This window comes from Empedobacter brevis (assembly GCF_965118635.1).
Lineage (GTDB): Bacteria > Bacteroidota > Bacteroidia > Flavobacteriales > Weeksellaceae > Empedobacter > Empedobacter brevis_A.
The window spans coordinates 287,465-312,798 of record NZ_CBCPHV010000003.1; the positions used below are offsets into that span (position 1 = coordinate 287,465).

Below are 25,334 nucleotides of genomic sequence, written 5' to 3' on the forward strand. Positions count from 1 at the left end.
ATTTATGATTGATGTCAAAGTTCTATATTTGAATAAATTTTAAATTAAACATGTTAAGAGTAGCAGTTGTAGCAGGTGGATATACGGATGAAAGCGTGATTTCGTTGAAAAGTTGCGAGTTAATTTACTCAAGTCTTAATCCAGAAAAGTACGACAGAACAAGGGTACGTATCTTAAAAGAAGGTTGGTTTGCTGAAATTGAAGGCGAAAAATACCCAATTAATAAAGGTGATTTTTCTTTCGAAAAAAATGGAGAAAAAATTACGTTCGATGTCGTTTTTAATACAATTCATGGTACGCCAGGTGAAGATGGTTATTTGCAAGCGTATTTTGAAATGATTGGAATGCCTTATAATGGTTGTCCTTTTTATCAATCTGCCTTAACATTTAATAAAAAAGATTGTATTGCAGTATTGAGTAAATATGGAATTCCGCATGCAAAATCAATTTATATAAATCAAGGCGATAAATATTCTGAAAAAGAAATTATCAATCAAGTTGGTTTACCTTGTTTTGTGAAACCAAATCGTTCTGGATCTAGTTTAGGAATTTCGAAAGTTTTTAAAGAAGAAGAATTTGAAGTTGCAATGCAAAAAGCTTTTCTTGAAGACAAAGAAGTTTTAATCGAATCTTTCTTAGATGGAACTGAAGTTTCTGTTGGTGTATTAAATTATAAAGGAGAAACAATGGTATTAGGAATTACAGAAATTGTTTCTCATACAGAATTTTTCGATTATGATGCAAAATATAATGGTTTATCTGACGAAATTACGCCAGCTCGTTTAACACCAGAAGTTGAAGTAAGAGTACGAGAAGTAGCAGAAAAAGCATATAAATGCATTGATATGACAGGTTTCTCTCGTTCCGAATATATAATTGTAAATGGAGAACCTCATTTTATAGAAATGAATACTTTACCAGGATTTTCTCCGGCAAGTATTTTCCCTCAGCAAGCTGCCTATGCAGGAATTGCTTTAGAGGATTTAATGGATAGTGAAATAGAATTAGCTTTAAATAGACCTTCACCATGGATAGGAGAGTAGCAGTTTTTCCAGGTTCATTTGATCCTATTACAATTGGACATTTAGATATCATTGAACGTGCAGTTCCGTTATTTGACAAAATTATTGTTGCAATTGGAACTAATTCTTCAAAGAATTATATGTTTTCATTAGAACAACGTATGGAGTTTATTAAAGCTTCTGTCGCGAAATTCGAAAATGTAGAAGTAATGTGTTATGAAGGATTGACAGTTGATTTTTGTGATGAGGTAAATGCACAATTCATTTTACGCGGACTTCGCAATCCAGCGGATTTTGAATTTGAGAAAGCAATTGCTCATACCAATCGAGCAATAACTAATCATAATATAGAAACGATCTTTTTATTAACATCTTCTGGTAAAGCTTATATAAGTTCAAGCATTGTCAGAGATGTAATGCGAAATGGAGGAAAATATGAAATTTTAGTCCCAGATGTTGTGAGGATTTAAGTTAATTTAATAAAATAAAAAAAAGAACATTATATATAATGTTCTTTTTTTTATAAATCTAAACTCAATTGATCTGGTAGTAATTTAAATGACATTCTATGATATGGAGTTGCACCATATTCTTTTATTGCCAATCGATGTGCTTTAGTTGGATATCCTTTGTTTTTTTTCCAATCATACATAGGAAATTCAAGGTGAATTTTTTCCATATATTCATCACGATAAGTTTTAGCTAAGATAGATGCAGCAGCAATATTCATATATTTTGAATCACCTTTAACAATACATTCGTGCGGAACATCATTATATTTATTGAAACGATTACCGTCAACAAGAATCATATCTTTCTGACAATTTAATTGATCAATTGCTCGGTGCATTGCTAAAAAGCTTGCATTAAGGATATTGATTTCATCAATCTCATTTGGCCAAACAATTCCAACAGCCCAATACTTAGCATTTTCTTCTATAAATAATCTTAGTGAATTTCGTTTCTTTTCAGATAACTGCTTTGAATCATTAATTATATCATTTTCAAAATCATCTCCCAAAATAACAGCTGCTGCGACAACAGGTCCACTTAAACAACCTCTTCCAGCTTCATCACAACCTATTTCATGTTCGAAGTTTGTTAATACTTTTTCCAATGTTAAATTTTTTTCAAAAATATAAACTTTTCCGTTAATCACGATGACAAGAACTTTTATTGAATATAATACTATAATATAGTTCTGAAAATTATTATTGATAAACGTAGAGGTCTAAAAATAAGATTTTCCTGTTACATTCTGATTAAAATCATATGCGAATCAATTGTTGTTATTTCTTGATATGATAAAAGTTTGTGTTTTTTTTTGATTTTTTAACAAAATACTAAAACTTTTGTAAAAAAAAGTTTTGTAAATGTTATAGAAATCTTAAGTTTATGATAGTTTTAAAAATGTTTTAACAAATGAGGAGAAATTTAAAAAACTTGTTTGTATTAGGAGGTCTTCTTTTAGGAGCTTCTTTGTACGCGCAAGAAAAGACTGTTACAGGGACAGTGACAGATCCAGAAGGTTTTCCAGTTGCTGATGCTGTTGTAAAAACAACATCAGGTAAAGAGGCTTATACTGATGAAAATGGAGTTTTTAGTATTGAGGCTAAACAAGGGGATTTAGTAACAGTAGAAGCTGTAGGATTGCCAACTCAAACTTTTGCAGTTGGAACAGGTTCTAATTATAATGTTACACTTAAGCCTTCTGAAACAGTTGAGTTAGAAGGGGCTGTTGTAACAGCTTTAGGAATTAAAAGAGATAAAAAATCTTTAGGCTTTGCTTCTCAGGAAGTTAAAGCTGATGAATTAATGGAAGGGACTACAAATACTGGTAATGTAGCTTCATTACTTTCAGGTAAAGTTTCTGGATTAAATGTAACGACTTCTTCGAACTTTGGAGGGTCGTCCAATTTAGTTATCCGTGGTATTAAATCTTTAAGTGGTAGTAATCCCTTAATTGTGATTGATGGTTCTCCTGTTAATAATAGTGGAACAAGTTTAGGAAATGTAGATTATGGAAATGCATTGTCTGATATTAATCAGGAGGATATTTTGTCTATCAATGTATTAAAAGGTGCTGCTGCTTCTGCTCTATATGGAGAGAGAGGATTAAATGGTGTAATTGTAATTACAACTAAAAATGGAAAAGGTAAAGATGATGGATCTTGGGGAATTACTTTTTCTACAGCAACACAAGTAGGTTCTATTGATAAATCAACATTTCCAAAGTACCAAAATAAATATGGTGCGGGATATGATATGTCATTTTATCAAGAAGATCCAATTAATGGATATGATGTAGTGAATTTTTCTGAAGACGCTTCTTGGGGACCTGCATTTGATAAAAATAAATTAGTTTATCAATGGGATGCATATGATCCAAGTTCTCCTAATTTTGGGAAAGCAACACCTTGGGTTGCAGCCAAAAACGGACCGATTACATATTTTCAAACGCCTGTGACTTACACGAATAGTATTAATTTACAAAAGGGTGATGCTACGAAGAATTTCAACTTTTCATATAATAATATGTATTCTGATGGAATTTTACCAAATTCTAATTTAAATAAGAACACATTTTCTGTAAAAACTAATTATGATTTAACAGAAAATCTACATGCTACTGTATACTCGACTTTGACTCTTCAACGTACTAGGGGTCGTAATACTACAGGTTATTCCGACAATACTATGTCTGGTTTTAGACAGTGGTGGCAAACGAATGTTGATTTAAAAGCACAAGAAAATGCTTATTTTAATAATAGGGATAAAGAAGCTTTATATAGTTATGGTAATGTTTCTTGGAATAGAAAATCTTCATCTCAAGGTTCTGCAGCTTATTGGAATAATCCATATTTCCAAGCTTATGAGAATTACTCAACTGATGATAGATTTAGAAGCTTTAGTTATGCTCAATTAACATTTGATATTGACAAACATTTAAATGTAACAGGGAAATTATCTTATGATCAGTCTAATTTAGCAATTGATAATAGATTGGCTAAAGGTTCATTGGCTCAAACATTTGGTATATCAGGTAAAGATGTTGATTCTGGTTATTCTAAAAGAAATATTACTAGAACTGAAACTAATTATGATGTAATGTTAAATTATAAATATGACATTACTGCAGATATTAATGTGAGTGGAGTTTTAGGTGCTAATGTTAGAAGAAATCATTATGATTCAATGTATTCTTCTACTGAAGGTGGTTTAGTTGTACCCAAAATATATTCATTAGAAAATTCTAAAAATCCTATTTTAGAGCCAGTAGAAACAGTTTGGACAACCCAAACAAATAGTGCGTATGCAACAGCATCTTTTGATTTTTATAAAATATTTTATTTAGATGCTACATGGCGTATTGATAATAGTTCTACTTTACCAAAATCAAATAATACATATAATTATCCTTCAATCACAGGAGCATTAATTTTATCTGAAATAATTAAACAACCTTGGTTGAATTTTTGGAAAGTTAGAGGTAATTATGCAGAAGTTGGAGGAACAGCAGATCCTTATTTAACAAATTACTATTATAGATCAGCAGGTTTATTTAATGTTAATAATGAATATGTTCGTATCTACGAATCACAAACAACAAAACCAAATGAAAATTTAAAATCTCAACGAGCGAAAGAATTTGAAGTAGGTACAGAAGCAAGTTTATTTGGAAATAGATTGACAGTTGATTTTGCATACTATAAAACAAAAACAATTGATCAAATTCTTTCTTTACCTGTATCATCTTCATCAAAATATAAATATACTAATATTAATGCTGGTCGTATTGATAACTGGGGTTATGAAGTTCAATTAGGGGTAGTTCCAGTTCGTACAAATAATTTTTCTTGGAATATTGATTTTAACTGGGGGTTAAATCGTAATAAAGTAATTGAATTGGCTGACGGTGTAGATAACTTCCTTTTAGGTTCTTATCAAGGAGGTGTTTCTTTGAATGGTCGTGTAGGAGAAGCATGGGGAACTTTAGTAGGATCTGATTATGTTTATTTAAACGGAGAAAAGGTTATTGATCCAGTAACAGGACAATATCTTACACAAAGTAACCAAATAATTGGAAATGCTGTAGCTGATTGGACAGGAGGTGTAAGAAACTCATTTAAATATAAAAACCTTTCATTTTCATTCTTGATCGATGTACGTCATGGAGGAGATGTTTTCTCTACTGATATGTACTATGGTTTAGCAACAGGATTATATAAGGAAACTGCAGAAGGAAATATTCGTGAAAATGGATTTATTAGAGATGGTGTAAATCCTGATGGGACAAAAAATACAACTCCTATTCAAGACCCTTCAGCTTTTGGAAATATAGATGGTTATTTAGCTAAACCTAATAAAGCTTTCATTTATGATGGATCTTATATTAAATTGAGAGAAGCGAGTATTGGATATAGTTTACCAGAAAAAGTATTAAGAAATACATTTATTAGAGAGGCTAAATTTTCATTAGTAGGTAGAAATTTATGGATTATCCAGAAAAATTTACCTTATGCAGATCCTGAATCTATGGTTGGAAGTGGAATAGCTTCATATGGTTGGTCTATTGGATCATTGCCTACAACAAGAGAGATCGGCTTAAATGTAACATTTAAATTCTAAAAAAAAAATTATGAAAAAATTAATATTCAAAATAAGCTTAGTTTCTTTATTTACACTTGGTATTGCCCCAATTTTAACATCTTGTGTTGATGAAGAATTAAATGTAGATTCTAAGCATCCATCTACCCTGCCATCTGAAAATTTTTTAGCAACAGGGATATATCAATTTTCTTATTATTCTACAACACCAAGTGTTAATTATAATAATTATGTTTTCTTTGTTCAAAATTTATCTGAAACAACATATTTTGATGAATCAAGATATAATTTAGTAACAAGAAATCAGCCTCGAAATCATTATGATAGAATGTATGTTTATACATTAGGTAATATTAGAAATGCAAAAAAAACTTTATTAAAAGAAGGTTTCACTGATGCAGAAGTTTCTAGTAAATTTGCCACGTTAGAAATTTTCGAAATTTTAACATGGGAGAATATTGTTAATACTTTTGGTAATGTTCCATATTCTGAAGCTTTACAAGGCGATGATGAAAACCCAAATTATACAGCTAAATATGATGATGCTAAAACAATTTATATTGATTTAATTAAACGTATAGATACTGTTATAGCTTCGATAGATACTACGGTTAAAGGATATGCTTCTGGAGATGTAATTTACCAAGGGGATATGATAAAGTGGATACAAACAGCTAATGCAATTAAATTAAGATTAGGTTTAAATTTAGCAGATACAGATCCTGCTTTAGCTAAATCTACAATAGAAAGTGCTGTAAGTTCTGGTGTTTATTCTGATTCTAGTAATAATTTTACTTTTAAATATGATTCAGGAATATTTACAAACCCTTTTTTCGATAATTTTGTTGCGTCAGGAAGGGATGACTTTATCGCTTCTAATACAATAATTGATCTTATGAATAATAAAGAAGATCCACGCCGTGATGTATGGTTTACTAAAGTAGATGGTGAATACATAGGAGGTATATTTGGTCAAAAGAATCCTTTTGCAAGATATTCTCATTTAAGTGAAGAGTTTTTCTTAGCTAAGAATGTTCCTTCTGCAATAATATCTTATACAGAAATTGCATTTATGCTAGCTGAAGCAGCACAACGTGGATATAATGTTGGAGGTTCAGCTTCAGATTATTATAATAAAGCAATTACATCTTCTTTTCTGGAAAGTGGAATTGCTGATAAAGCTGATGCATACATTGCAAAGCATCCTTATGATGCTTCAAACTGGAAGAAATCAATAGGAGTACAGGCTTATATAGCTTTATATACGAAAGCGTATGCAACTTGGAATTTCACAAGACGTTTAGATTATCCTATTTTAAATAATCCATCTAATTCATTAACTGAAACAATCCCATTTAGAATGCCTTATTCTGATCAAGAATATTTATTGAATAAAACGAATGTTGAAGCAGCTGCTACAGCAATCGGAGGAGATAATGTTTCTACTAAACTATTTTGGGATAAATACTAATTATTCTTAAAATATATTTTATAACCACCTCTTTTGAGGTGGTTTTTTTATAGCTAAAATTTTAGATATAAAAAAGCAGGCTAATTATGGCCTGCTTCCAATTTTATAATAATCACCTTTATTAATTCGAATAATTTGGGGCTTCCTTCGTGATTACAACATCATGAGGATGTGATTCATTTAGTCCAGCACCTGTAATACGTACAAATTTTCCGTTTTCAATTAAATCTTGAATTGTAGGGGTTCCGCAGTATCCCATTCCTGCACGTAATCCACCACATAATTGATAAATAACTTCAGCAATAGAACCTTTGTGTGGAACGCGACCTTCAATTCCTTCTGGAACTAATTTCTTTGCATCAGCTTGGAAATAACGATCTTTAGAACCACGTTTCATTGCAGCTAAAGAACCCATGCCTTGATAAGCTTTGAATTTACGTCCTTGGAAAATAATTTCTTCTCCTGGAGCTTCATCAGTTCCGGCAAATAAACTTCCTAACATTACTAAGTTAGCTCCAGCAGCAACTGCTTTTACAATATCACCTGATAATTTGATTCCACCATCTCCAATGATTGAAACATTTCTTGTTTTTGCATAAGAATAAACATCATGTATAGCAGAAAGTTGAGGTACACCAACACCAGCTACAACACGAGTTGTACAGATAGAACCTGGTCCAACACCAACTTTTAATGCATTTGCTCCAGCATCAATCAAAGCTTTTGCAGCTTCTGCTGTTACAATATTTCCACCTACAATATCTAATTCAGGGAAAGCATTTCTAACTTCAGCAACTTTGCTGATAACTCCAGCAGAATGTCCATGAGCAGAATCTAATGCTACAATATCAACACCTTTGTTAACCAAAGCTTGCACACGGTCCAAGGTATCAGCACCAACCCCAACTCCAGCACCAACACGTAGACGACCTTTAGAGTCTTTACATGCGTGTGGGAATTCAGTTAAATTATCGATATCCTTTATTGTGATTAATCCAATTAATTTATTGTTTTCATCAACTATTGGAAGTTTTTCGATACGGTAACGAGAAAGAATTTCTTTCGCTTTCTTAAGATCAGTATCAATATCAGAAGTTACGATATTTTCTTTTGTCATAACATCTTCTATCAATTGATCAAAGTTTTCTTGATAACGAATATCACGATTTGTAATAATTCCTACCAATGTTCTGTCTTCTTCGATAACTGGTAAACCAGAGATTTTATATTTCTCCATTAAGTTTACAGCATCTTGCAGTGTATGATGACGAGATAAAGTAATTGGATCAGAAATCATTCCGTTTTCAGAACGTTTTACCATATCAATTTCATTCGCTTGTTCCTCAATTGTCATATTTTTATGAACAAAAGATAAACCTCCTTCACGTGCTAATGCAATTGCTAATCTTGCTTCGGATACAGTATCCATCGCAGCAGAAACTATTGGAATGTTAAGTGTAATATTGTCTGTGAATCTTGTTTTTAGAGATACTTGGTTCGGTAAAATCTCTGAGTAGGCTGGTACTAATAACACATCGTCAAAAGTGAAGCCCGTTTGTAGAATTTTGTCTGATAAAGGCATTGCTTTTTGCATTGCAAATTTAGATGAAAAAACTTTACAATCAAAATTATTTGCTAAAATATGGTTGGATTATAAAGTATTTGATGTTTTTTTAATATGAAAATGAAATCTTTAGAATGGTTGAAATTAATTTTAAAAATTGGTTATAATCAGTGATGTTTATATGAAGTTCTAATCAGAATTTAATCATTTCAATTCTAAGCTATATCATTTTTTTATCTTATTTTCGCAAGATAGTTTATTAAACAAAATGGATATAAATTTCAAAAAGTGGAACAACATCTTGGGTGTTGCGATGTTCTTGATTGCTACAATATTATATTTAGCATCAATGGAACGTTACCTGAGTTTGTGGGATTGTGGTGAGTATATTGTATCATCAGCAAAATTAGGGATAACGCATGCGCCAGGAGCAGCTTTGTTTCAAATTATGGGAGCAGTTTGGTCAGGTTTAGCATTTGGAGACGGTAGCAAATATGCAATTTTAATTAACAGTACTTCTGCGCTATATAGTGCAGGGACTATTATGTTATTGTTTTGGACAATTACATATTTTGTTCGAAAAATGTTTGCAAAAACACAAGATCCAATCAATGTTGATGCAATTGAGATGAATACTTCTCAAAAAATTATAGCATTAGGAAGTGGATTAGTAGGGTCTGCAGTTTTTATGTTTAGTGATACCTTTTGGTTTTCAGCAGTAGAAGGGGAAGTATATGCAATGGCATCTTTCTTTACAGCATTATTATTTTGGTTGATTACTAGATGGGATCAAGTAGCTGATACGCCGCGAGGAAACAAATGGTTAGTTGTTATTTCTTTGGTTATTGGTTTATCAATCGGAGTTCACCTAATGGCAATGCTAGCAATACCTGCGGTTTGTTTTGTTTATTATGCGCGTAAATATAGATTTACAATCAAAAGTTTCTTAATAGCAAATGTAATTACATTGTTTATTTTAGCTTTTGTATTCAAAATAATTTTCCCAGTTGTAATGACTTTCTTTGGTAGAACAGAGATTTACGTTGTTAATAATTTGGGAATGCCGTTCAATTCAGGAACAATTATCGCAGCGATTATTCTAATTGCTGTTTTCTATTTTGCGATTAAATTAACACAGAAATATGGTTCAGCTTTATTGAATACTATTTCTTGGTGTGTAATTTTTATGTTGATAGGTTTCTCATGTTGGTTAGTAATTCCGATTCGTGCCAATGCAAATCCTCATATGAACTTGAATGATCCTGATACAGCTTTAGGTGTATTAGATTATTTTAATCGTGAACAATACGGATCTTGGCCAGTTATGTATGGACCAGTTTTTACAGCTCATATAGCGAATGATGGATTAAAACGAGATACAAATGGAGCTCCTGAAAGTACAGTTCGTAGTTCTGAATATATTAAAGACAAAAGAACAGGAAAATATTTAAAAGTTTCAGATCGTTTAGATTATAAATACGAAGATAAATATGTAAAGTTCTTTCCAAAAATGTTTAGTCCAGATCCAAGTGTGATGGAAAATTATGCAGCAGTTTATGCTTTTCCAAAGTTTTCTCTAAATGCTAAATATGCCGGAGATAAAGAAGCGCAAGAAATGTATGCTCAATTAGTTGAAAAACGTCAGAATAAACAATTAAAAGTTGCAGAACTTAAGAAATATGGTGAAATTTTAGACATAGAACCACCGACTTTTGGTGAACAATTTAATTATTTTATCGATTATCAAATAAACTATATGTTTATCCGTTACTTTATGTGGAATTTCTCTGGTCGTCAAAACGATTTAGAAGGTAATTTTGAAATAACGAAAGGAAACTGGATTTCAGGAATTCCATTTATTGACAATCCACGTTTAGGAGATCAATCAAAATTGCCAGACGAATATAAAAATGATGGAACAAATGTTTACTTTATGTTACCATTAATTTTAGGTCTAATCGGTTTATTTACGCAATTAAACAGAAACTTCGTCAATTGGTGGTCATTGTTATCATTATTCATTTTAACAAGTATCGGAATCATTTTTTATACATCAGTAAAACCGTTCGAGCCACGTGAACGTGATTATGCATTAGTAAGTTGTTTTTATGCATTTTCTATTTGGGTTGGTTTAGGCGTGCAAGGCGTTTATTTATTGATTCAGAAATTAATGAAAAAAGAACTTAAACCTTCTTTCGCAGTTGCAACAACAGTGATATTAGCTGGAATTCCAATTTTAATGGGAGCTCAAAACTGGGATGATCATGATCGTTCAGAACGTTCTGTAGCTTATTCATTAGCTTATAATTATTTAAATCCGCTCGATAAGAATGCCATTCTATTTGTATATGGAGACAATGATACTTATCCACTTTGGGGCTTACAAGAAACAGAAAATTTCCGTGATGATGTAAAAATTGCGAATTTAACATTAGCCGCTTCGCCTTGGAATTTAGAACAATTGTTGCGTAGAACATACAACGCAGCTCCTCTTCCAAGCGATTTGAAACCGAAAGATTATCAATCTGGAACTAATGATCAAATTTTTGTGGTAGGAGGTTCTATAAAAAATATTTTTGATCAATTAAATAGTTTCATCAAACCGGAATCTAATCAAACATTAGAAACATTAAGTCAGTTGCCAATTGAACAAGTTGGTCAATATTTAGTTGATCCAGAAATTGATCCTAATCAAGTGATGACAGTTTACAAAAACTTGAAACCATTACAAAAATATTTAACAACTGACAGCATGACAGCTAAAGAAGCGATGGATTTTATTTTAAATAATAAATCTCCAGAGAAACAAGCTTTAGCAGATTACTTTGGTTACCCAATTGGGCAAGCAAATTATTTGCCTGTATCTAAAATTGTAGTTCCTGTAAATAAAGCAAATGCTTTGAAATACGGAATTGTAAGTGCAAAAGATGCTGACAAAATGTTAGATTCAATTACAATTAATATTAAGTCATCAAGTTTATTCAAAAACAATTTATTATTGTTATCAATGATGGCAAAATACAATTGGGATCGTCCTATTTATTTCAGTGGAGGAGGAATTTCTGATCCAGAAAATACATTCTATATGAATGACTATTTATTGAATGCAGGAATGAGCTACAAATTAGTACCTATTTATACACAATTCGGAAAAGGAGGAGTTATTGGCGCTTCAGATAATGATATGTTATTAAGAACGTTTAATTCATATAAATGGTCTGGTTACAATAATCCTGATGCATCTTTCAGCTTAACAGAGCGTAATTATACATCTTCATACAGAAATACAGCAGTTCGTTTAGCAGATGATTTATTGAAAGCAGGACGCAAAAAAGAAGCAATCCAAGTTTTAGATAAAGTGATGTTAGAAATTCCTGCCTTAGCTAAATACGATATTGGTTATGGAGTGAGTAGAATTGCTGGAATTTATTTAAAAGCAGGCGAGGATAAAAAAGCACAAGATTTGTTTGCACATGTTCGTAAAGAAGCGAATGCTAAAATTGCTTTCTTCGAATCTCTACCTTCAGGAAAAGGGTATTCAATTGGTTCAGATTTAGCAGCAGCTAAAAATGACTTAATGATGTCAATTTATAACGAAGCTTCTGCCTTGGGAGAAAGAGGAGATAAAGAAAAAGCATTAAAAGTTTTCGAATCTGCTTACAATCCAGTTTTAAAGAAATTTGAAAATTTATATAAAGAAGTTATTGCAGATGGTAAAGTAGATGCGGCAGATCAAGCGAAAATAATGAACCAGTTCAATTATTTAGATGAAATGATTGGTGTAGCAGCAGAAATTGATACCAATTATGCGAAGCAACAACAGAACATTTTATATAAAATGGTCGGACAATAAGTCAAATGATTAAAAATAAAAAAGCTCCAAAATTAATTTTGGAGCTTTTTTATTTTATAATATTTTGAATATTAAGTAATTGTTAATTTTTGCATTATTTATCAGTTTTCAAAAGTTAAGTTTGGCACACAAATTGAAATTAAACAAATAAGTTTAACAAAATTGTAAATATTTTAAAATATCATAAATATGAAAAAAGTATTATTAACAGCAGCTTTCGCAGTTGCAGGAATGGTAGGAGTTTCGGCTCAAACATCTGGAGTAGAAGGATCAGTGCATGTAGGGATTCCAGTAGGATCAGCTTCAGATATTTCTTCTTTCAACCTTGGAGTAGATTTAGCTTACTTACATCCAATCTCTAATAACTTTAAATTAGGAGCAAAAGTTGGTTATGATCATTTTATTGGAAAAGATTTTGATTACTATAATGTATTTGGACAAAAATATACACAAAAATCAGAAGATTTTGGATTTATTCCTTTAGCTGCAACCGCTAAATATGAATTCAACAATAATTTATTTATTGGTGGTGATTTAGGTTATGCCTTTGCAACTAAAAATGGTATGGATGGTGGTTTATTTTGGCAACCAAAATTCGGATATTCAGGAGCGAACTTTGATGTTTATGCAGGATACAAAGGAATTGCTACGGATAATAAGAAATTAAATGGTGAAAAATTCAATTCTGATGCTGTATCTTTAGGATTTACTTACAAATTCTAATAGTAACGAAACTTATAATTGATAAAGCCATATCTTTCGATATGGCTTTACTTATTTTTCACGAATCTATATAGGGTAAAAGCGTAATTATTAACTGATTAATTATTAGTATTTTATTTGGTGTATATCGTTTAGATTTTTTTTTAACATTTTTTGGCATAAGACTTGAAATTATGTATGCACAATAATTAGAACTATAAAATTTAAAAAGATGAAAAAATTATTTTTTATTGCTGCTACAATGTTAGGTGTTGTTAGTTTGAGCGCACAAGAAAAAACAACATCGTCACAATTTGGTATTAAATCAAGCGCTAATATGTCTTCATTTAATGGAAAAGATGTGCATAATAATGATTATAAAGTTGGTTTTGGCGCAGGTATTTATGGCCACTTTCCTCTTGCAGATAGATTCGCTGTTCAAACAGAGGTTAATTTTACTAGAATAGGAGGTAAAGCTAAAGATGAAGTAACTGAAGTTGGAAATGTAACTACAAAAGCTAAAAACAATAGAACTTTAGATTATATTCAAGTTCCTGTAATGTTTAAATATTATCCAGGAGGAAGCCGTTTCAATATTGAAGCTGGTCCACAGTTTGGATATAATGTTTATGCAAGTAAAAAGGAAGAGGTAAGTGTATATGCTAATAATACCGTTTATACAAAATCAGAAAAATTTGATATAAAAGATGATGTTAAAGACTTCGATTTTGGTGTTAACTTTGGTTTAGGTTACAACCTAACAGATAATATTAATGTAGGAGCAAGATATTACATGGGATTAACTAGAATTACAGAGAATACTGACAATGGAAAAGAATTAGGAAAAGATATTAAAAACCATTCATTCTCTTTCGGTGTAGGATATTCATTCTAATCTAATTGAAAATATTTATAAAAAAAAGGATTCTATGTATATTAGAATCCTTTTTTTATTTGAATGAATATATTATTTAATCTTTCAAAGCTATTTTTTTGATTGATTGTGTCAAAATTATCTTATTAATTATAAAGAGAATAATCACAATTAATAATCCAAATCCTGCTATTTCCCAAAGATGCGAGCTTTCGGTTGTCATGAATTTTCCAACTTTCTCTCGGATATTATTTAAAACGAAATAAACTAACGGAATCGAAACAAGATAACTAATTAGCATAAAAATAATCGAAAATTTAAGATAAGGACGAGCCAATTGATTGATATTATAACCAATCAAAAATAAATCTTTTGTCTTATGTTTATTCTTTTCAATCATCAATTGAAAATTAATAATCATTAACCAAATTGCAGCAAAAACAATGATTAAACCAATGAATAAAACCAATGAAAAGGCTAATTTTAGATAATAAGTTAGCTCATTATTTTTTAATTCATCTTTATTAATATCATAATTTTGTTGTTCAAAATAGCTAGAAGCATTTTCATCACTTTGCGATTTAGTTTCAACAACAATTCGAGAAGGTGCTATATTTTTTTCTGTTGAATATGTTTTGTTTGCCCATTCTAAGAAGTTTTCAGGAACTAAAATTGTATTGATTTTAGTTGTAAAATCCACAATTCGTGCTTGATATACTTTCTGATTTCCTTCTTTTCCTAAAATCAATTGAAAAGGAATTTTAGTGAATAATCCTTCCGAAACTTGTGGTAAACCTTGACTTGTTGCAAAACCAAAATTGTATAAATTCAAATAACTTTTCGGGATAATAATCGGAATAAAATCTTCTCCTTCTTGCCATTTCCAATCCGATTCTTTTACATCAATAAAATCTTTCGGAACAGATTCGAAAAATAAATCGGTTGAAAATCCTCTAATTCCAGCAATTCCGCCAACTTGTAATTTAACTGGAAATTGGCTGCTTTTGAATGTTCCAACTTTTGCTACAAAATTCTGAGATTTCAATTCATTAATTTCATCTTCGCTAAAACTTGGTTTTTCACCTGTTAATGTTTGTAAAGAAGATATTTTTTTGTTCAAAACGACATAATTAGCTTTCCAAATAGAACTATCTTCTCCGAAATTTTTGGCATAATCACAATAAATTGTTCCAACTAAAATTAGAATAAAAAAACCAATAATAGAGAAGAAACAAAAGCTTGTAATTCGCAATAAACTAAGGTTTTTACGAACTAATTTTTCGATTAATGTATTAGAGTTGAATGACATTTGCAAGGCGTTTATCGTGAATTTGGTGTAAGCTAGTGAAAATAATTCCAGCTTTGTTTTTTGTAGTTTCTTCGGTAATCAAATCAATTAAAATTTGTTGATTTACTTCATCTAAATGGCTAAAAGGTTCATCTAAAAGTAAAAAATCAAATGGTTGACAAAGCGCTCGGATAACTGCAATTCGCTGACGTTGACCATATGAAAGATGAATCGCTTTTTGATGTAAATGATTTTTTAAACCAACTTTCTCAATCCATTCAATAATTTGATTTTCGGATTGATGTTGCGTTAAAACATTTTTTAATTGAATATTTTCCATTAAAGTCAATTCTTCAAACAAATGTAAACCTTGAAAAACATAGGCAATTTTTTCTCGTCTAATTTTTGTCCAATCGTTTAAAGAATAAGTTTTAATATCTTGTCCATCAAACAAAACTTTTCCTTCATAATCTTTTCTATCACCGTACAAAATATTAATCAAAGTTGATTTTCCAACACCAGAATGTGCGACAATTTGATAAATATTTCCACTTGAAAAAGTATATTCATTTTTCCAAATTTCAGATTGTTCGAATCCAAATTCTTTCAAAGGATAGGGAACAAGTTGACTGATTTTAATTTCCATTTTGTTGTGTAGCTTGATTGAAAAATAATGAATAAGCTTGATCTAAAAGCAAGAAAATTAATTCTAAACTGTTTTTATCCGTTTTTTTCATGTGTATTTTACCTGTTTTTGTATATTCATTCGAAACGCGATAATCAATGTAATCAAAGTTGGATAAAACGGTTTGCATTTCTTTTGTATTTCCGAATGGAATTTGTTGATAAATGTAATTTTGAACTTCTTTTGGATATTGTTCAAAATTTAAATTAACATAGCTAAACATAGGATTCGAAGCATTTGTCGCATATTTTGATGTTACAAAATTTGAAGAACTAACCATATCATTCAAATACTGATTCATGGTTGATTGATTATTTGTTATGTACATCAAATTGTTTCTATACGTCATATAGATCTTCATGTTAGTCGAAATTGGTAACATGTAATAAGGACCAATTTTCCGAATGTTTTCTTGATGATTTTTGATAAATTCATTGAAGAAAAGATCGTTGTTCATTTTTCCTGCCAAAATAAATTGTGGATAAACAACTTGTTTTATAAATGCTTCTTTTTTTCCGAAAAAGTCATTTGGATTAAAAGCTCTTCCAATTTCAAAATCGTACACGCTAAACAATGCTTCACCTTCAAAACTTTGTTCTAATTTATTCAAATCAATTTCATATTGTTCTAAAAAAGAACTCAATAGATTTTGATCTTCGAACATATAACGTGTATTTTTAGGATAAATTCCAAGCCCAATATTCATATAACTTTGTGCAGGAAAATACTTAAAAAAATCAGTATTGATTCTAGATTTCCACATCGGATGTTTTTGTAATTCGACTTTTGTAATCGCATCTGGATGAAATTTTTGCGTAAAACTGATTCCGTCCGAAGTAAAGGATATAAAATTAACCCAAGAACTTTTTGTGAAATCAAGATTTTTTGTTTCAGATTTCTCATGTTTTGAGAGGTTATTTAAGAAATTCCCTGTGTACCAAATATTGATATCTTGTGAGTTTTTAACAAAATCGCCAAAACTGTTATTTTCTTTAGCAAGCGAATGTTTATCATTGATTATCTTTGTAAAATAATCTTCAATTGACTTTTCACCAACACCAAATTCAGAAACAATCAATAAAAATTGAGATTTATTCCAAGCCATGAATGGTTTATTGTTTCCAGAAATTGTCGTAAAACCTTCTTTCTTTTCGAACGTAATATCTTTTTTGTACAAACTTTTGTAAATGGTTGACAAATGCTTTTCAAATTGATCTTTGTCGCGCATATTTGTAATTAGTGCAACCATATTTTTCTCCTTCATCTTTTGTCCAAAAAGGTAAATAGGACTAATAATATCAATACCAGCAGAAGTTGGATTGTTTTTTACATCGTTTAACAATTTTTCGAAAGCAGGATCTTGATTTTTGAATTCCCTTTCAGCAAATTGATAAAATTTATATTGTTCCAATTTTTGAAAATTACCTTTTTCTGCAATTGATTTTGGATTAATCAAAGCCACAAAATCAGCGTCTGTTGGAATTAAAACGGTGTAATCTTCATTTTTTGAACAACTTGCAAAAAGGAAAATTAAAAATAGAATTGAATAATATTTGATGTTTTTTTTCATTTAAAAAATACCTTAAGAATTGTTGTTAATTGTTTGGTTAATGCTGAATTAAATCCGAAAACTTCTGATTTTTATTCAAGAATCGTCAAATCTGTAATAATGTGATAAATTTAAGGAATTATTAATATGATTTTCGTTTCTATAACGATAAAAGTATGTAAAAATTTATTATATTCGCACTCCTTGATTTAGAAGAAATAAGAAAGAATTCGATGGCAAAAAAGTTTAGAGAATATAAGCACTTAGACTTGGTACAAGTCTCAAAAGAAACGTTAGAAGATTGGAAACTAAATAATGTTTTCGAAAAGAGTATTTCTACGCGCGATGGAAATCCATCTTTTGTGTTCTATGAAGGTCCACCTTCTGCAAACGGAAAGCCAGGAATTCATCATGTTTTAGCTCGTTCTATTAAAGATATATTTTGTCGTTTCCAAACATTGAAAGGAAAACAAGTTTTACGTAAAGCAGGTTGGGATACACATGGTTTACCTGTAGAATTGGGAACTGAGAAAGAATTAGGAATCACAAAAGAAGATATTGGAACTAAAATTTCAATTGAAGAATATAACGAAGCTTGTAAACGTACAGTAATGCGTTACACAGATTTGTGGAATGATTTGACTGAAAAAATGGGTTATTGGGTAGATATGGAAGATCCATATATTACTTATAAACCAAAATATATGGAATCTGTTTGGTGGTTATTAAAACAAATTTATGACAAAAACTTGTTGTACAAAGGTTATACAATCCAACCATATTCACCAAAAGCTGGTACAGGTTTATCTTCGCACGAATTAAATCAGCCAGGAACTTATCAGGATGTAACAGATACAACAATTGTAGCTCAATTTAAAGTAAAGAAAGATTCAACAGATTTATTCAATAATTTTGATGGAGATGTTTATCTCTTAGCTTGGACAACAACTCCTTGGACATTGCCATCAAATACGGCTTTAACAGTAGGTCCGAATATTGATTATGTTGTGGTTGAAACCTTCAATCAATATACATTCGAACCTATTCGTGTAATTTTAGGAAAACCATTAGTTTCAAAACAATTTGGAAAACCTTATTTTTTAGCTGAAACAGAAGAAGATTTCAAAGTTTATGCAGCAGGAAATAAAACAATTCCATACAGAATTGTTGGTGAATACAAAGGTTCTGATTTAGTAGGAACACGTTATGAGCAACTTTTACCATGGGCATTACCATACGAAAATGCTGAGCATGCTTTTCAAGTAATTCCTGGAGATTTCGTAACAACAGAAGATGGTACAGGTATTGTACATACAGCGCCTACTTTTGGTGCAGATGATGCACGTGTAGCAAAAGATGCAGGAGTTCCTCCTATGTTAGTATTAGACAATCATGGAAATCCTGTTCCATTAGTAGATTTACAAGGTCGTTTCGTTGCCGATTTACCTGAAGGTTACGGAGGTAAATATGTGAAAAATGAATATTACGATGACGGAACAGCTCCTGAGAAATCAGTTGATGTAGAAATCGCAATTTTATTAAAAGAGCAAAACAAAGCTTTCAAAGTTGAAAAATATAAACACAGTTACCCACATTGTTGGAGAACTGACAAACCAATTTTATATTATCCATTAGATTCTTGGTTTATCAAAGTTACGGATGTAAAAGACCGTATGGTAGAACTAAATAAAGAAATTAACTGGAAACCAAAAGCGACTGGAGAAGGACGTTTCGGTAATTGGTTAGAAAATGCAAATGATTGGAATTTATCTCGTTCTCGTTATTGGGGAATTCCATTGCCAATTTGGAGAACTGAAGAAGGTGACGAAGAATTAATCATTGGTTCTGTAGAAGAATTGGTAGCAGAAATAGAAAAATCAATTGCAGCTGGTATTCAAAAATCTAATCCTTTCCAAAATTTCGAAGTTGGAAATATGTCGGAAGAAAACTATGATTTAATCGACTTACACAAAAATGTAGTAGATGAAATTACATTAGTTTCTGCTTCTGGAAAACCAATGAAGCGTGAAGCTGATTTGATTGATGTTTGGTTTGATTCTGGAGCAATGCCTTATGCACAAGTTCACTATCCTTTCGAAAATAAAGAATTGATTGATAATGGAACAATGTATCCAGCAGACTTTATTGCAGAAGGTGTAGATCAAACACGTGGTTGGTTCTATACATTACATGCAATTGGAACATTAGTTTTTGATTCTAAAGCATACAAAAATGTAATGTCAAACGGATTGGTATTAGACAAAAATGGTCAAAAAATGTCAAAACGTTTGGGGAATGCTGTAGATCCTTTTGAGACTTTAGCAACTTATGGTCCTGATGCAACGCGTTGGTACATGATTGCAAATGCACAACCTTGGGAAAACTTAAAATTTGATATTGCTGGAGTAGATGAAGTTCGTCGTAAATTCTTCGGAACATTATACAATACATATTCATTCTTCGCTTTATATGCGAATGTAGATGGATTTACATTTGCAGAAGAAGAAATTCCTGTAAGCGAAAGAGCAGAGTTAGATCAATGGATTATTTCTGAGTTGAATACATTAACTAAAAAAGTTGATGCATTCTTATCAGAATATGAACCAACAAAAGCAGCTCGTGCAATTCAAGAATTTGTGATTGACAATTTATCAAACTGGCACGTTCGTCTATCACGAAGACGTTTTTGGCGAGGAGATTACTCAAAAGATAAAATTGCTGCATATCAAACATTGTACACAGTTTTAGAAACTATTTCTATTCTAGGTTCGCCAATTGCACCATTTTTCATGGATCGTTTATACAAAGATTTAAACGCTGCAACTGGTAGAAATACATCAGAATCTGTGCATTTAGCAGATTTTCCAATTGTAGACGAATCATTGATAAAACCAGAATTAGAAGAACAAACACATTTAGCGCAAACAGCAACAAGTATGATTTTATCACTTCGTAAATTAAGTGATAATAAAGTACGTCAACCATTACAAAAAGTAATGATTCCTGTGTTAAATGATACGATGAAAGCTAATTTAGAAGCTGTATCAGAATTATTGAAACAAGAAGTTAACGTTAAAGAAATTCAATTGTTAACAAACGAAGAAGCATCAAGCCTTTTGGTAAAATCTATTAAACCTAATTTCAAGGTTTTAGGTCCAAAATATGGAAAAGAAATGAAGGCTATTTCGGCTGCTACAGCAGAGTTGACGAATGAAGAAATTGTTAAATTAGAGCAATCAGGTCAAATAGATTTGCTAATTGACAGCAAAACATTAACTTTAGATTTAGAAGATTTTGAAATTGCTACAAAAGACATCCCTGGATGGACTGTAGCATCGAATTCTACTTTGACAGTAGCGCTTGATTTACAATTGACTAAAGAGTTGATTGATGAAGGTGTAGCTAGAGAATTAGTAAACAGAATTCAAAATCTAAGAAAAGAAACTGGATTAGAAGTAACCGACAAAATTATACTTAACTTAAAAAATGATGAATTAATCGTAAGTGCAGTTGAGCAAAACAAAGATTACATTTGCTCTGAAACATTAGCAGAAGATCTTGTGTTACAAGACGAAGTAGCAAATGGAACAGAGGTTGAAATTAATGGATTGATCACGCAAATTGCGATTGCTAAATTGTAAGCGTATGGCAACAACAGATGAAAAAGTAAGGTACTCTGACGCAGAGTTGGAAGAGTTCAGAACAATAATTCAAGATAAATTAGATCAAGCGATAAAAGATTACGAATTATTAAAAGAAGCTTATACAAACGATAGTAATAATGGTACTGATGATACATCACCAACGTTCAAAGCGTTTGAAGAAGGTTCTGAAACGATGTCGAAAGAACAAAATGCACAATTGGCAGCACGTCAAGATAAATTTATTCGTGACCTAAAAAATGCATTGTTACGTATTTCGAACAAAACATACGGTATTTGCCGTGTAACAGGAAAATTAATTAACAAAGATCGTTTGAAATTAGTTCCGCATGCAACATTAAGCATCGAGGCTAAAAATATGCAACGTTAATCAAGTATTTTGAAAAAAGTAGTACTCATTACCATTTTGGTTTTAATCATCGACCAAATCTCAAAATTTTACGTCAAAACACACTTTTTTTTAGGTGAAGATGTAGATGTATTGGGATGGTTTAAAATAGCATTTGTAGAAAATCCTGGAATGGCATATGGAATGCATTTCGGAGGCGAAACAGGTAAAATTGTTTTATCACTTCTACGAATCGCTTTAATCGGAATGATTATCTACTATATTAATGCATGGTCGAAGAAACTAAAAAATAATTTCTTTATCATTCCTATTGCACTTGTTTTAGCAGGTGCGATAGGTAATGTGATTGATGGAATTTTTTATGGCGTTATTTTCGATAAAGGAACTACTTACAATGAAATGTTTCAGGATTGGGTAGGCTATCATGGTCTTGCAGAAGCAAACTTTGCTGGTTATTCTAGCTGGTTTACAGGTTGTGTAGTAGATATGCTGTATTTCCCAATTGTGGAATTTGATTGGCCTTCTTGGATTCCAATTATAGGCGGACAACATTATAAGTTCTTTCAGCCTGTGTTTAATATCGCAGATTCGGCTATTTTTATTGGAGGACTAACGTTGTTTCTTTTCCGTAAAAAAGCCTTTACAACCGAGAATGGTGTAAGATTAAGATTTTAAAAAGATAATCCTTCAGTTCAAACACTGAGGGATTTTTTTACTATATTTATTTGAACAAGAATTGATTTTTATGAATAGTTGGTTTAATCTTTTAACTGAAAGTTGTGACAAGAATGATTTGTCTGAATATGTCACGATCTATCATATCAAAAGTTGTTCTTATGATAAGAGCTTTATAGGTAAAAGTATTTCTTTAAACGATATAATTTTAACAATAAATAAAGGTTTTATTGATGTATAAAATGATATTTTAGAAATATATATTGCGGTAAAAAAAAATAATGTAAGTGATTTAATTGTGGTATATAATCCTTTCGAATTATTTGAAAATTCCTATGTTTATAAAGTAATTTCTAATATTAATGAAGAATTGAGGAATGAATTTATTATTAATTCGTTACAAATAAAATAATAAAGAATAAAACTTTTTTAATCTAAGTAGAGACTGTTTGGTTAAGAAAAATGCTTGTTTTATTTTTTTTTATAGAATGAAAAGTTATTCATAATAAAAAACTCCTTTCAAGAAATTGAAAGGAGTTTTGTTGTGGTCCCTACTGGATTCGAACCAGTGACCCCCTGCTTGTAAGGCAGGTGCTCTGAACCAACTGAGCTAAGAGACCTTATTTAGAATTTTATTAAAAAGACTTTCTAATGTCTTTGTGTGGTCCCTACTGGATTCGAACCAGTGACCCCCTGCTTGTAAGGCAGGTGCTCTGAACCAACTGAGCTAAGAGACCTTGTTTAGAATTTTATTAAAAAGACTTTCTAGTGTCTTTGTGTGGTCCCTACTGGATTCGAACCAGTGACCCCCTGCTTGTAAGGCAGGTGCTCTGAACCAACTGAGCTAAGAGACCTTATTTAGAATTTTATTAAAAAGACTTTCTACTGTCTTTATGTGGTCCCTACTGGATTCGAACCAGTGACCCCCTGCTTGTAAGGCAGGTGCTCTGAACCAACTGAGCTAAGAGACCTATTTAGAATTTTATTAAAAAGACTTTCTATTGTCTTTGTGTGGTCCCTACTGGATTCGAACCAGTGACCCCCTGCTTGTAAGGCAGGTGCTCTGAACCAACTGAGCTAAGAGACCTTCGTAATTGGATTGCAAATATAGGGCTGTTTTTGAATAATCCAAATAGTTAAAATAAAAAAAATTAAATAAAATTTAATGTTAAGACTTAACTCTTTTCATTTCAAAGAAATAATTTTCTAGATTTTAAAAAGAAATTTTAGTCTTTTTCTTTTTCTCTTCAATTTTAACTCCTTTAAATAGGTAAATAATTCCAATAAATGAGATAGAAATAGTAATGATAGAGAAAATAAATGCAGCACTTGTTGCTAAAGTTTCATCAAAATTGAATCGATGTGCAGCGTACATAAACACGGCTTCTCTAATTCCAAATCCACTAAATGAAATTATAGATAAAATTCCTGATACTAAAAAGATCAATAAATAAATACTGAAATTCTCTGGATGAATATTTAATCCTTCTAAAACGAAATAAAGCATTCCTACTTGTATTAATTGTAAAACGATAGAATAAATCATCGAATTGTAAAAAGTTCGTTTGTGGATAGGAAAAATAATTCCTAAAATGAATGGAACAGCTATAAAACCAATCAAAGAAAGGATTAACGATCCATATTGTATCCAAGGATAATCAGTAAGGTTTGAAAAAAAAATTAAAAATATAATAATCAGTAACATGGCACAAAGTCCAATAATTTTGTCAAGAAAAACGGCTTGAGATATTTCTTTCAGACTAATTGTATAGTTTTTCTTCAAAATATATACTTTGTATGCATCGCCACCAATTCCTCCAGGAACAAAAGTGTTATAAAACATTCCTAAAAAATATAAACGAGCATTTGATTTGTAAGATAAATCAAGGTTTATATCTCGAAAATAATAATCTAATCGAAAAACAGACAATGCTTGCGAAAGAACATAAAGTACAACAGCTATAAAAATATAAGCCCAATTGGCATTTTTATAATGACTGAAAATATCAAAAATATGCAACTTAACAAAGAAGATATAATAGATTAATACAATACTAATCGTCAATTTAATTCCTGTTACGATATATTTTTTAGTTTTTGGATTCAATTGAAATCTTTTGATAATTAAGACGCAAATTTAGAGAATCTTCCATTAAACATTCAAAAAATTATTTAACAACTAATATTTGTTCGATATTATGTAGTTTTGTGATTAAATTAATCGAATCATGCAATCAAAAGTTATTGTAATTACAGGATCTTCTTCAGGTGTAGGATTGACTTTGGCAAATTATTTTCACGATAAAGGACATCAAGTTTACGGCTTATCAAGAACAGCTAAAGGACAAGAAAAATTTAAACATATAGCGACAGATGTTTCGGATAAAGAGAATGTAAAACGTAGTTTTCAGCAGATTTTTTTGGAAACGAATAATAGGATTGATGTTTTGATTAACAATGCTGGAATTGGAATGTTAGGAGCTGTAGAAGATGCTTCGAAAGCTGATATCGAAAAATTATTGAATGTCAATGTATATGGCCCAATTTATACAATGCAAGAGGTTTTGCCTACAATGCGCGAACAAAAAAGTGGTTATATACTAAATGTTTCGTCCATTGCAAGTAATAATGGTTTACCTTTTAGAGGATATTATTCGGCTTCTAAAGCTATGATTGATCGTTTGATAGAATCTGCTCGTTTGGAAAATCGACATACAGGAATCGAAATTTCAACCTTAAATTTTGGTGATATCAAAACAAATATAGCAGAAAGTCGCGTGCAAACTTTTGTATCAAAATTCTATAAAAAGAAATATGATGCAATGGTAAAAGATATCGATCATGAAGTGCAAGATGGAACACCAACAGAAAAATTGATTCCGATTATTGAAAATATTTTAGCTCAGAAGAATCTAAAACCACATTATTATATTGGAAAATCGATGCAAAAATTTTCTGTAACGTTAAAAAATATTTTACCTCAAAAAACATTCGAAAATATTATTGCAAAATATTCAAAATTAGATTAATAG

The 25,334-nt window shown here is 30.8% G+C and carries 17 protein-coding genes and 5 tRNA genes; 11 read left to right on the forward strand and 11 right to left on the reverse strand.

Annotated features, from left to right (window positions below; all coding sequences use genetic code 11):
* The first annotated feature begins 50 nt into the window (after positions 1-50).
* Together ACMHJW_RS05840 and coaD are read left to right on the forward strand one after the other, a co-directional pair.
* Positions 51-1,043 carry a D-alanine--D-alanine ligase gene (locus ACMHJW_RS05840; protein WP_413532478.1) on the forward strand — a complete coding sequence of 331 codons (993 nt, stop codon included), beginning with the start codon at positions 51-53 and terminating at the stop codon, positions 1,041-1,043.
* The gene (gene coaD, locus ACMHJW_RS05845; protein WP_413532479.1) at positions 1,028-1,492 is read left to right on the forward strand and encodes a pantetheine-phosphate adenylyltransferase; all 465 of its coding nucleotides are present in this window, start codon (positions 1,028-1,030) and stop codon (positions 1,490-1,492) included. Before ACMHJW_RS05840 ends, coaD begins: the two co-directional genes overlap by 16 nt.
* Positions 1,493-1,542: 50 nt before the next feature.
* Here the strand turns inward: coaD and ACMHJW_RS05850 are convergent, their stop codons facing one another.
* Positions 1,543-2,139: a ribonuclease HII gene (locus tag ACMHJW_RS05850; protein ID WP_413532480.1), complete on the reverse strand. Its 597-nt coding sequence runs from the start codon at positions 2,137-2,139 to the stop codon at positions 1,543-1,545.
* A 305-nt stretch (positions 2,140-2,444) separates the two neighbouring features.
* On the opposite strand from ACMHJW_RS05850, the gene ACMHJW_RS05855 reads away from it, so the two are divergent.
* Both ACMHJW_RS05855 and ACMHJW_RS05860 read left to right on the forward strand, forming a co-directional pair.
* Positions 2,445-5,651, forward strand: coding sequence for a SusC/RagA family TonB-linked outer membrane protein (locus ACMHJW_RS05855; protein ID WP_413532481.1), 3,207 nt, complete (start codon positions 2,445-2,447; stop codon positions 5,649-5,651).
* A 10-nt stretch (positions 5,652-5,661) separates the two neighbouring features.
* Positions 5,662-7,101, forward strand: coding sequence for a SusD/RagB family nutrient-binding outer membrane lipoprotein (locus ACMHJW_RS05860; protein WP_413532482.1), 1,440 nt, complete (start codon positions 5,662-5,664; stop codon positions 7,099-7,101).
* Between the two features lie 121 nt (positions 7,102-7,222).
* Here ACMHJW_RS05860 and guaB read toward each other — a convergent pair whose 3' ends face one another.
* Positions 7,223-8,683, reverse strand: coding sequence for an IMP dehydrogenase (gene guaB / locus ACMHJW_RS05865; RefSeq protein WP_413532584.1), 1,461 nt, complete (start codon positions 8,681-8,683; stop codon positions 7,223-7,225).
* 250 nt (positions 8,684-8,933) lie between these two features.
* Here guaB and ACMHJW_RS05870 point away from each other — a divergent pair, with 250 nt between their 5' ends.
* From ACMHJW_RS05870 to ACMHJW_RS05880, 3 genes are all read left to right on the forward strand, one after another.
* Positions 8,934-12,518 carry a protein O-mannosyl-transferase family gene (locus ACMHJW_RS05870; protein WP_413532483.1) on the forward strand — a complete coding sequence of 1,195 codons (3,585 nt, stop codon included), beginning with the start codon at positions 8,934-8,936 and terminating at the stop codon, positions 12,516-12,518.
* A 189-nt stretch (positions 12,519-12,707) separates the two neighbouring features.
* On the forward strand, positions 12,708-13,241 hold the full coding sequence (locus ACMHJW_RS05875; protein WP_413532484.1) for a hypothetical protein: 534 nt from the start codon (positions 12,708-12,710) through the stop codon (positions 13,239-13,241).
* Positions 13,242-13,452: 211 nt separating this feature from the next.
* Positions 13,453-14,115: a porin family protein gene (locus ACMHJW_RS05880; RefSeq protein WP_413532485.1), complete on the forward strand. Its 663-nt coding sequence runs from the start codon at positions 13,453-13,455 to the stop codon at positions 14,113-14,115.
* Between the two features lie 76 nt (positions 14,116-14,191).
* On the opposite strand, the gene ACMHJW_RS05885 is transcribed toward ACMHJW_RS05880, so the two are convergent.
* From ACMHJW_RS05885 to ACMHJW_RS05895, 3 genes are read right to left on the reverse strand one after another with little or no spacing between them, the layout of a single operon-like run.
* A complete protein-coding gene (locus tag ACMHJW_RS05885) occupies positions 14,192-15,403 on the reverse strand; it encodes an ABC transporter permease (RefSeq protein WP_413532486.1) in 1,212 nt (403 codons plus the stop codon).
* Positions 15,387-16,028, reverse strand: a complete 642-nt coding sequence (locus tag ACMHJW_RS05890) for an ATP-binding cassette domain-containing protein (protein ID WP_413532487.1) — start codon at positions 16,026-16,028, stop codon at positions 15,387-15,389. Before ACMHJW_RS05890 ends, ACMHJW_RS05885 begins: the two co-directional genes overlap by 17 nt.
* Positions 16,018-17,637, reverse strand: a complete 1,620-nt coding sequence (locus tag ACMHJW_RS05895; RefSeq protein ID WP_413532488.1) for a DUF4836 family protein — start codon at positions 17,635-17,637, stop codon at positions 16,018-16,020. Before ACMHJW_RS05895 ends, ACMHJW_RS05890 begins: the two co-directional genes overlap by 11 nt.
* A 212-nt stretch (positions 17,638-17,849) precedes the next feature.
* Between ACMHJW_RS05895 and ileS the strand changes: the two genes are divergently transcribed.
* From ileS to ACMHJW_RS05910, 3 genes are read left to right on the forward strand one after another with little or no spacing between them, the layout of a single operon-like run.
* Positions 17,850-21,257, forward strand: a complete 3,408-nt coding sequence (ileS, locus tag ACMHJW_RS05900) for an isoleucine--tRNA ligase (protein ID WP_413532489.1) — start codon at positions 17,850-17,852, stop codon at positions 21,255-21,257.
* A gap of 4 nt (positions 21,258-21,261) precedes the next feature.
* Positions 21,262-21,648 carry a TraR/DksA family transcriptional regulator gene (locus tag ACMHJW_RS05905; RefSeq protein WP_413532490.1) on the forward strand — a complete coding sequence of 129 codons (387 nt, stop codon included), beginning with the start codon at positions 21,262-21,264 and terminating at the stop codon, positions 21,646-21,648.
* 9 nt (positions 21,649-21,657) lie between these two features.
* Positions 21,658-22,302, forward strand: a complete 645-nt coding sequence (locus tag ACMHJW_RS05910; RefSeq protein WP_413532491.1) for a lipoprotein signal peptidase — start codon at positions 21,658-21,660, stop codon at positions 22,300-22,302.
* 545 nt (positions 22,303-22,847) lie between these two features.
* On the opposite strand, the gene ACMHJW_RS05915 is transcribed toward ACMHJW_RS05910, so the two are convergent.
* From ACMHJW_RS05915 to ACMHJW_RS05940, 6 genes are all read right to left on the reverse strand, one after another.
* A tRNA-Val gene (locus ACMHJW_RS05915) sits at positions 22,848-22,922 on the reverse strand.
* 42 nt (positions 22,923-22,964) lie between these two features.
* A tRNA-Val gene (locus ACMHJW_RS05920) sits at positions 22,965-23,039 on the reverse strand.
* Between the two features lie 42 nt (positions 23,040-23,081).
* Positions 23,082-23,156: transfer RNA gene (locus ACMHJW_RS05925), tRNA-Val, on the reverse strand.
* A 42-nt stretch (positions 23,157-23,198) separates the two neighbouring features.
* A tRNA-Val gene (locus tag ACMHJW_RS05930) sits at positions 23,199-23,273 on the reverse strand.
* Positions 23,274-23,314: 41 nt separating this feature from the next.
* Positions 23,315-23,389, reverse strand: a tRNA-Val gene (locus tag ACMHJW_RS05935).
* A 126-nt stretch (positions 23,390-23,515) separates the two neighbouring features.
* Positions 23,516-24,409 carry a lysylphosphatidylglycerol synthase transmembrane domain-containing protein gene (locus tag ACMHJW_RS05940; protein ID WP_413532492.1) on the reverse strand — a complete coding sequence of 298 codons (894 nt, stop codon included), beginning with the start codon at positions 24,407-24,409 and terminating at the stop codon, positions 23,516-23,518.
* 121 nt (positions 24,410-24,530) lie between these two features.
* Here ACMHJW_RS05940 and ACMHJW_RS05945 point away from each other — a divergent pair, with 121 nt between their 5' ends.
* The gene (locus ACMHJW_RS05945) at positions 24,531-25,331 is read left to right on the forward strand and encodes an SDR family NAD(P)-dependent oxidoreductase (RefSeq protein WP_413532493.1); all 801 of its coding nucleotides are present in this window, start codon (positions 24,531-24,533) and stop codon (positions 25,329-25,331) included.
* Positions 25,332-25,334 lie beyond the last annotated feature (3 nt).

Coding starts and splice junctions, on each gene's coding strand:
- ACMHJW_RS05840 (WP_413532478.1), top strand. CDS start 51: ATGTTAAGAGTAGCAGTTGTAGCAGGTGGATATACGGATGAAAGCGTG.
- coaD (WP_413532479.1), top strand. CDS start 1,028: ATGGATAGGAGAGTAGCAGTTTTTCCAGGTTCATTTGATCCTATTACA.
- ACMHJW_RS05855 (WP_413532481.1), top strand. CDS start 2,445: ATGAGGAGAAATTTAAAAAACTTGTTTGTATTAGGAGGTCTTCTTTTA.
- ACMHJW_RS05860 (WP_413532482.1), top strand. CDS start 5,662: ATGAAAAAATTAATATTCAAAATAAGCTTAGTTTCTTTATTTACACTT.
- guaB (WP_413532584.1), bottom strand. CDS start 8,683: ATGCCTTTATCAGACAAAATTCTACAAACGGGCTTCACTTTTGACGAT.
- ACMHJW_RS05870 (WP_413532483.1), top strand. CDS start 8,934: ATGGATATAAATTTCAAAAAGTGGAACAACATCTTGGGTGTTGCGATG.
- ACMHJW_RS05875 (WP_413532484.1), top strand. CDS start 12,708: ATGAAAAAAGTATTATTAACAGCAGCTTTCGCAGTTGCAGGAATGGTA.
- ACMHJW_RS05880 (WP_413532485.1), top strand. CDS start 13,453: ATGAAAAAATTATTTTTTATTGCTGCTACAATGTTAGGTGTTGTTAGT.
- ACMHJW_RS05885 (WP_413532486.1), bottom strand. CDS start 15,403: ATGTCATTCAACTCTAATACATTAATCGAAAAATTAGTTCGTAAAAAC.
- ACMHJW_RS05890 (WP_413532487.1), bottom strand. CDS start 16,028: ATGGAAATTAAAATCAGTCAACTTGTTCCCTATCCTTTGAAAGAATTT.
- ACMHJW_RS05895 (WP_413532488.1), bottom strand. CDS start 17,637: ATGAAAAAAAACATCAAATATTATTCAATTCTATTTTTAATTTTCCTT.
- ileS (WP_413532489.1), top strand. CDS start 17,850: ATGGCAAAAAAGTTTAGAGAATATAAGCACTTAGACTTGGTACAAGTC.
- ACMHJW_RS05905 (WP_413532490.1), top strand. CDS start 21,262: ATGGCAACAACAGATGAAAAAGTAAGGTACTCTGACGCAGAGTTGGAA.
- ACMHJW_RS05945 (WP_413532493.1), top strand. CDS start 24,531: ATGCAATCAAAAGTTATTGTAATTACAGGATCTTCTTCAGGTGTAGGA.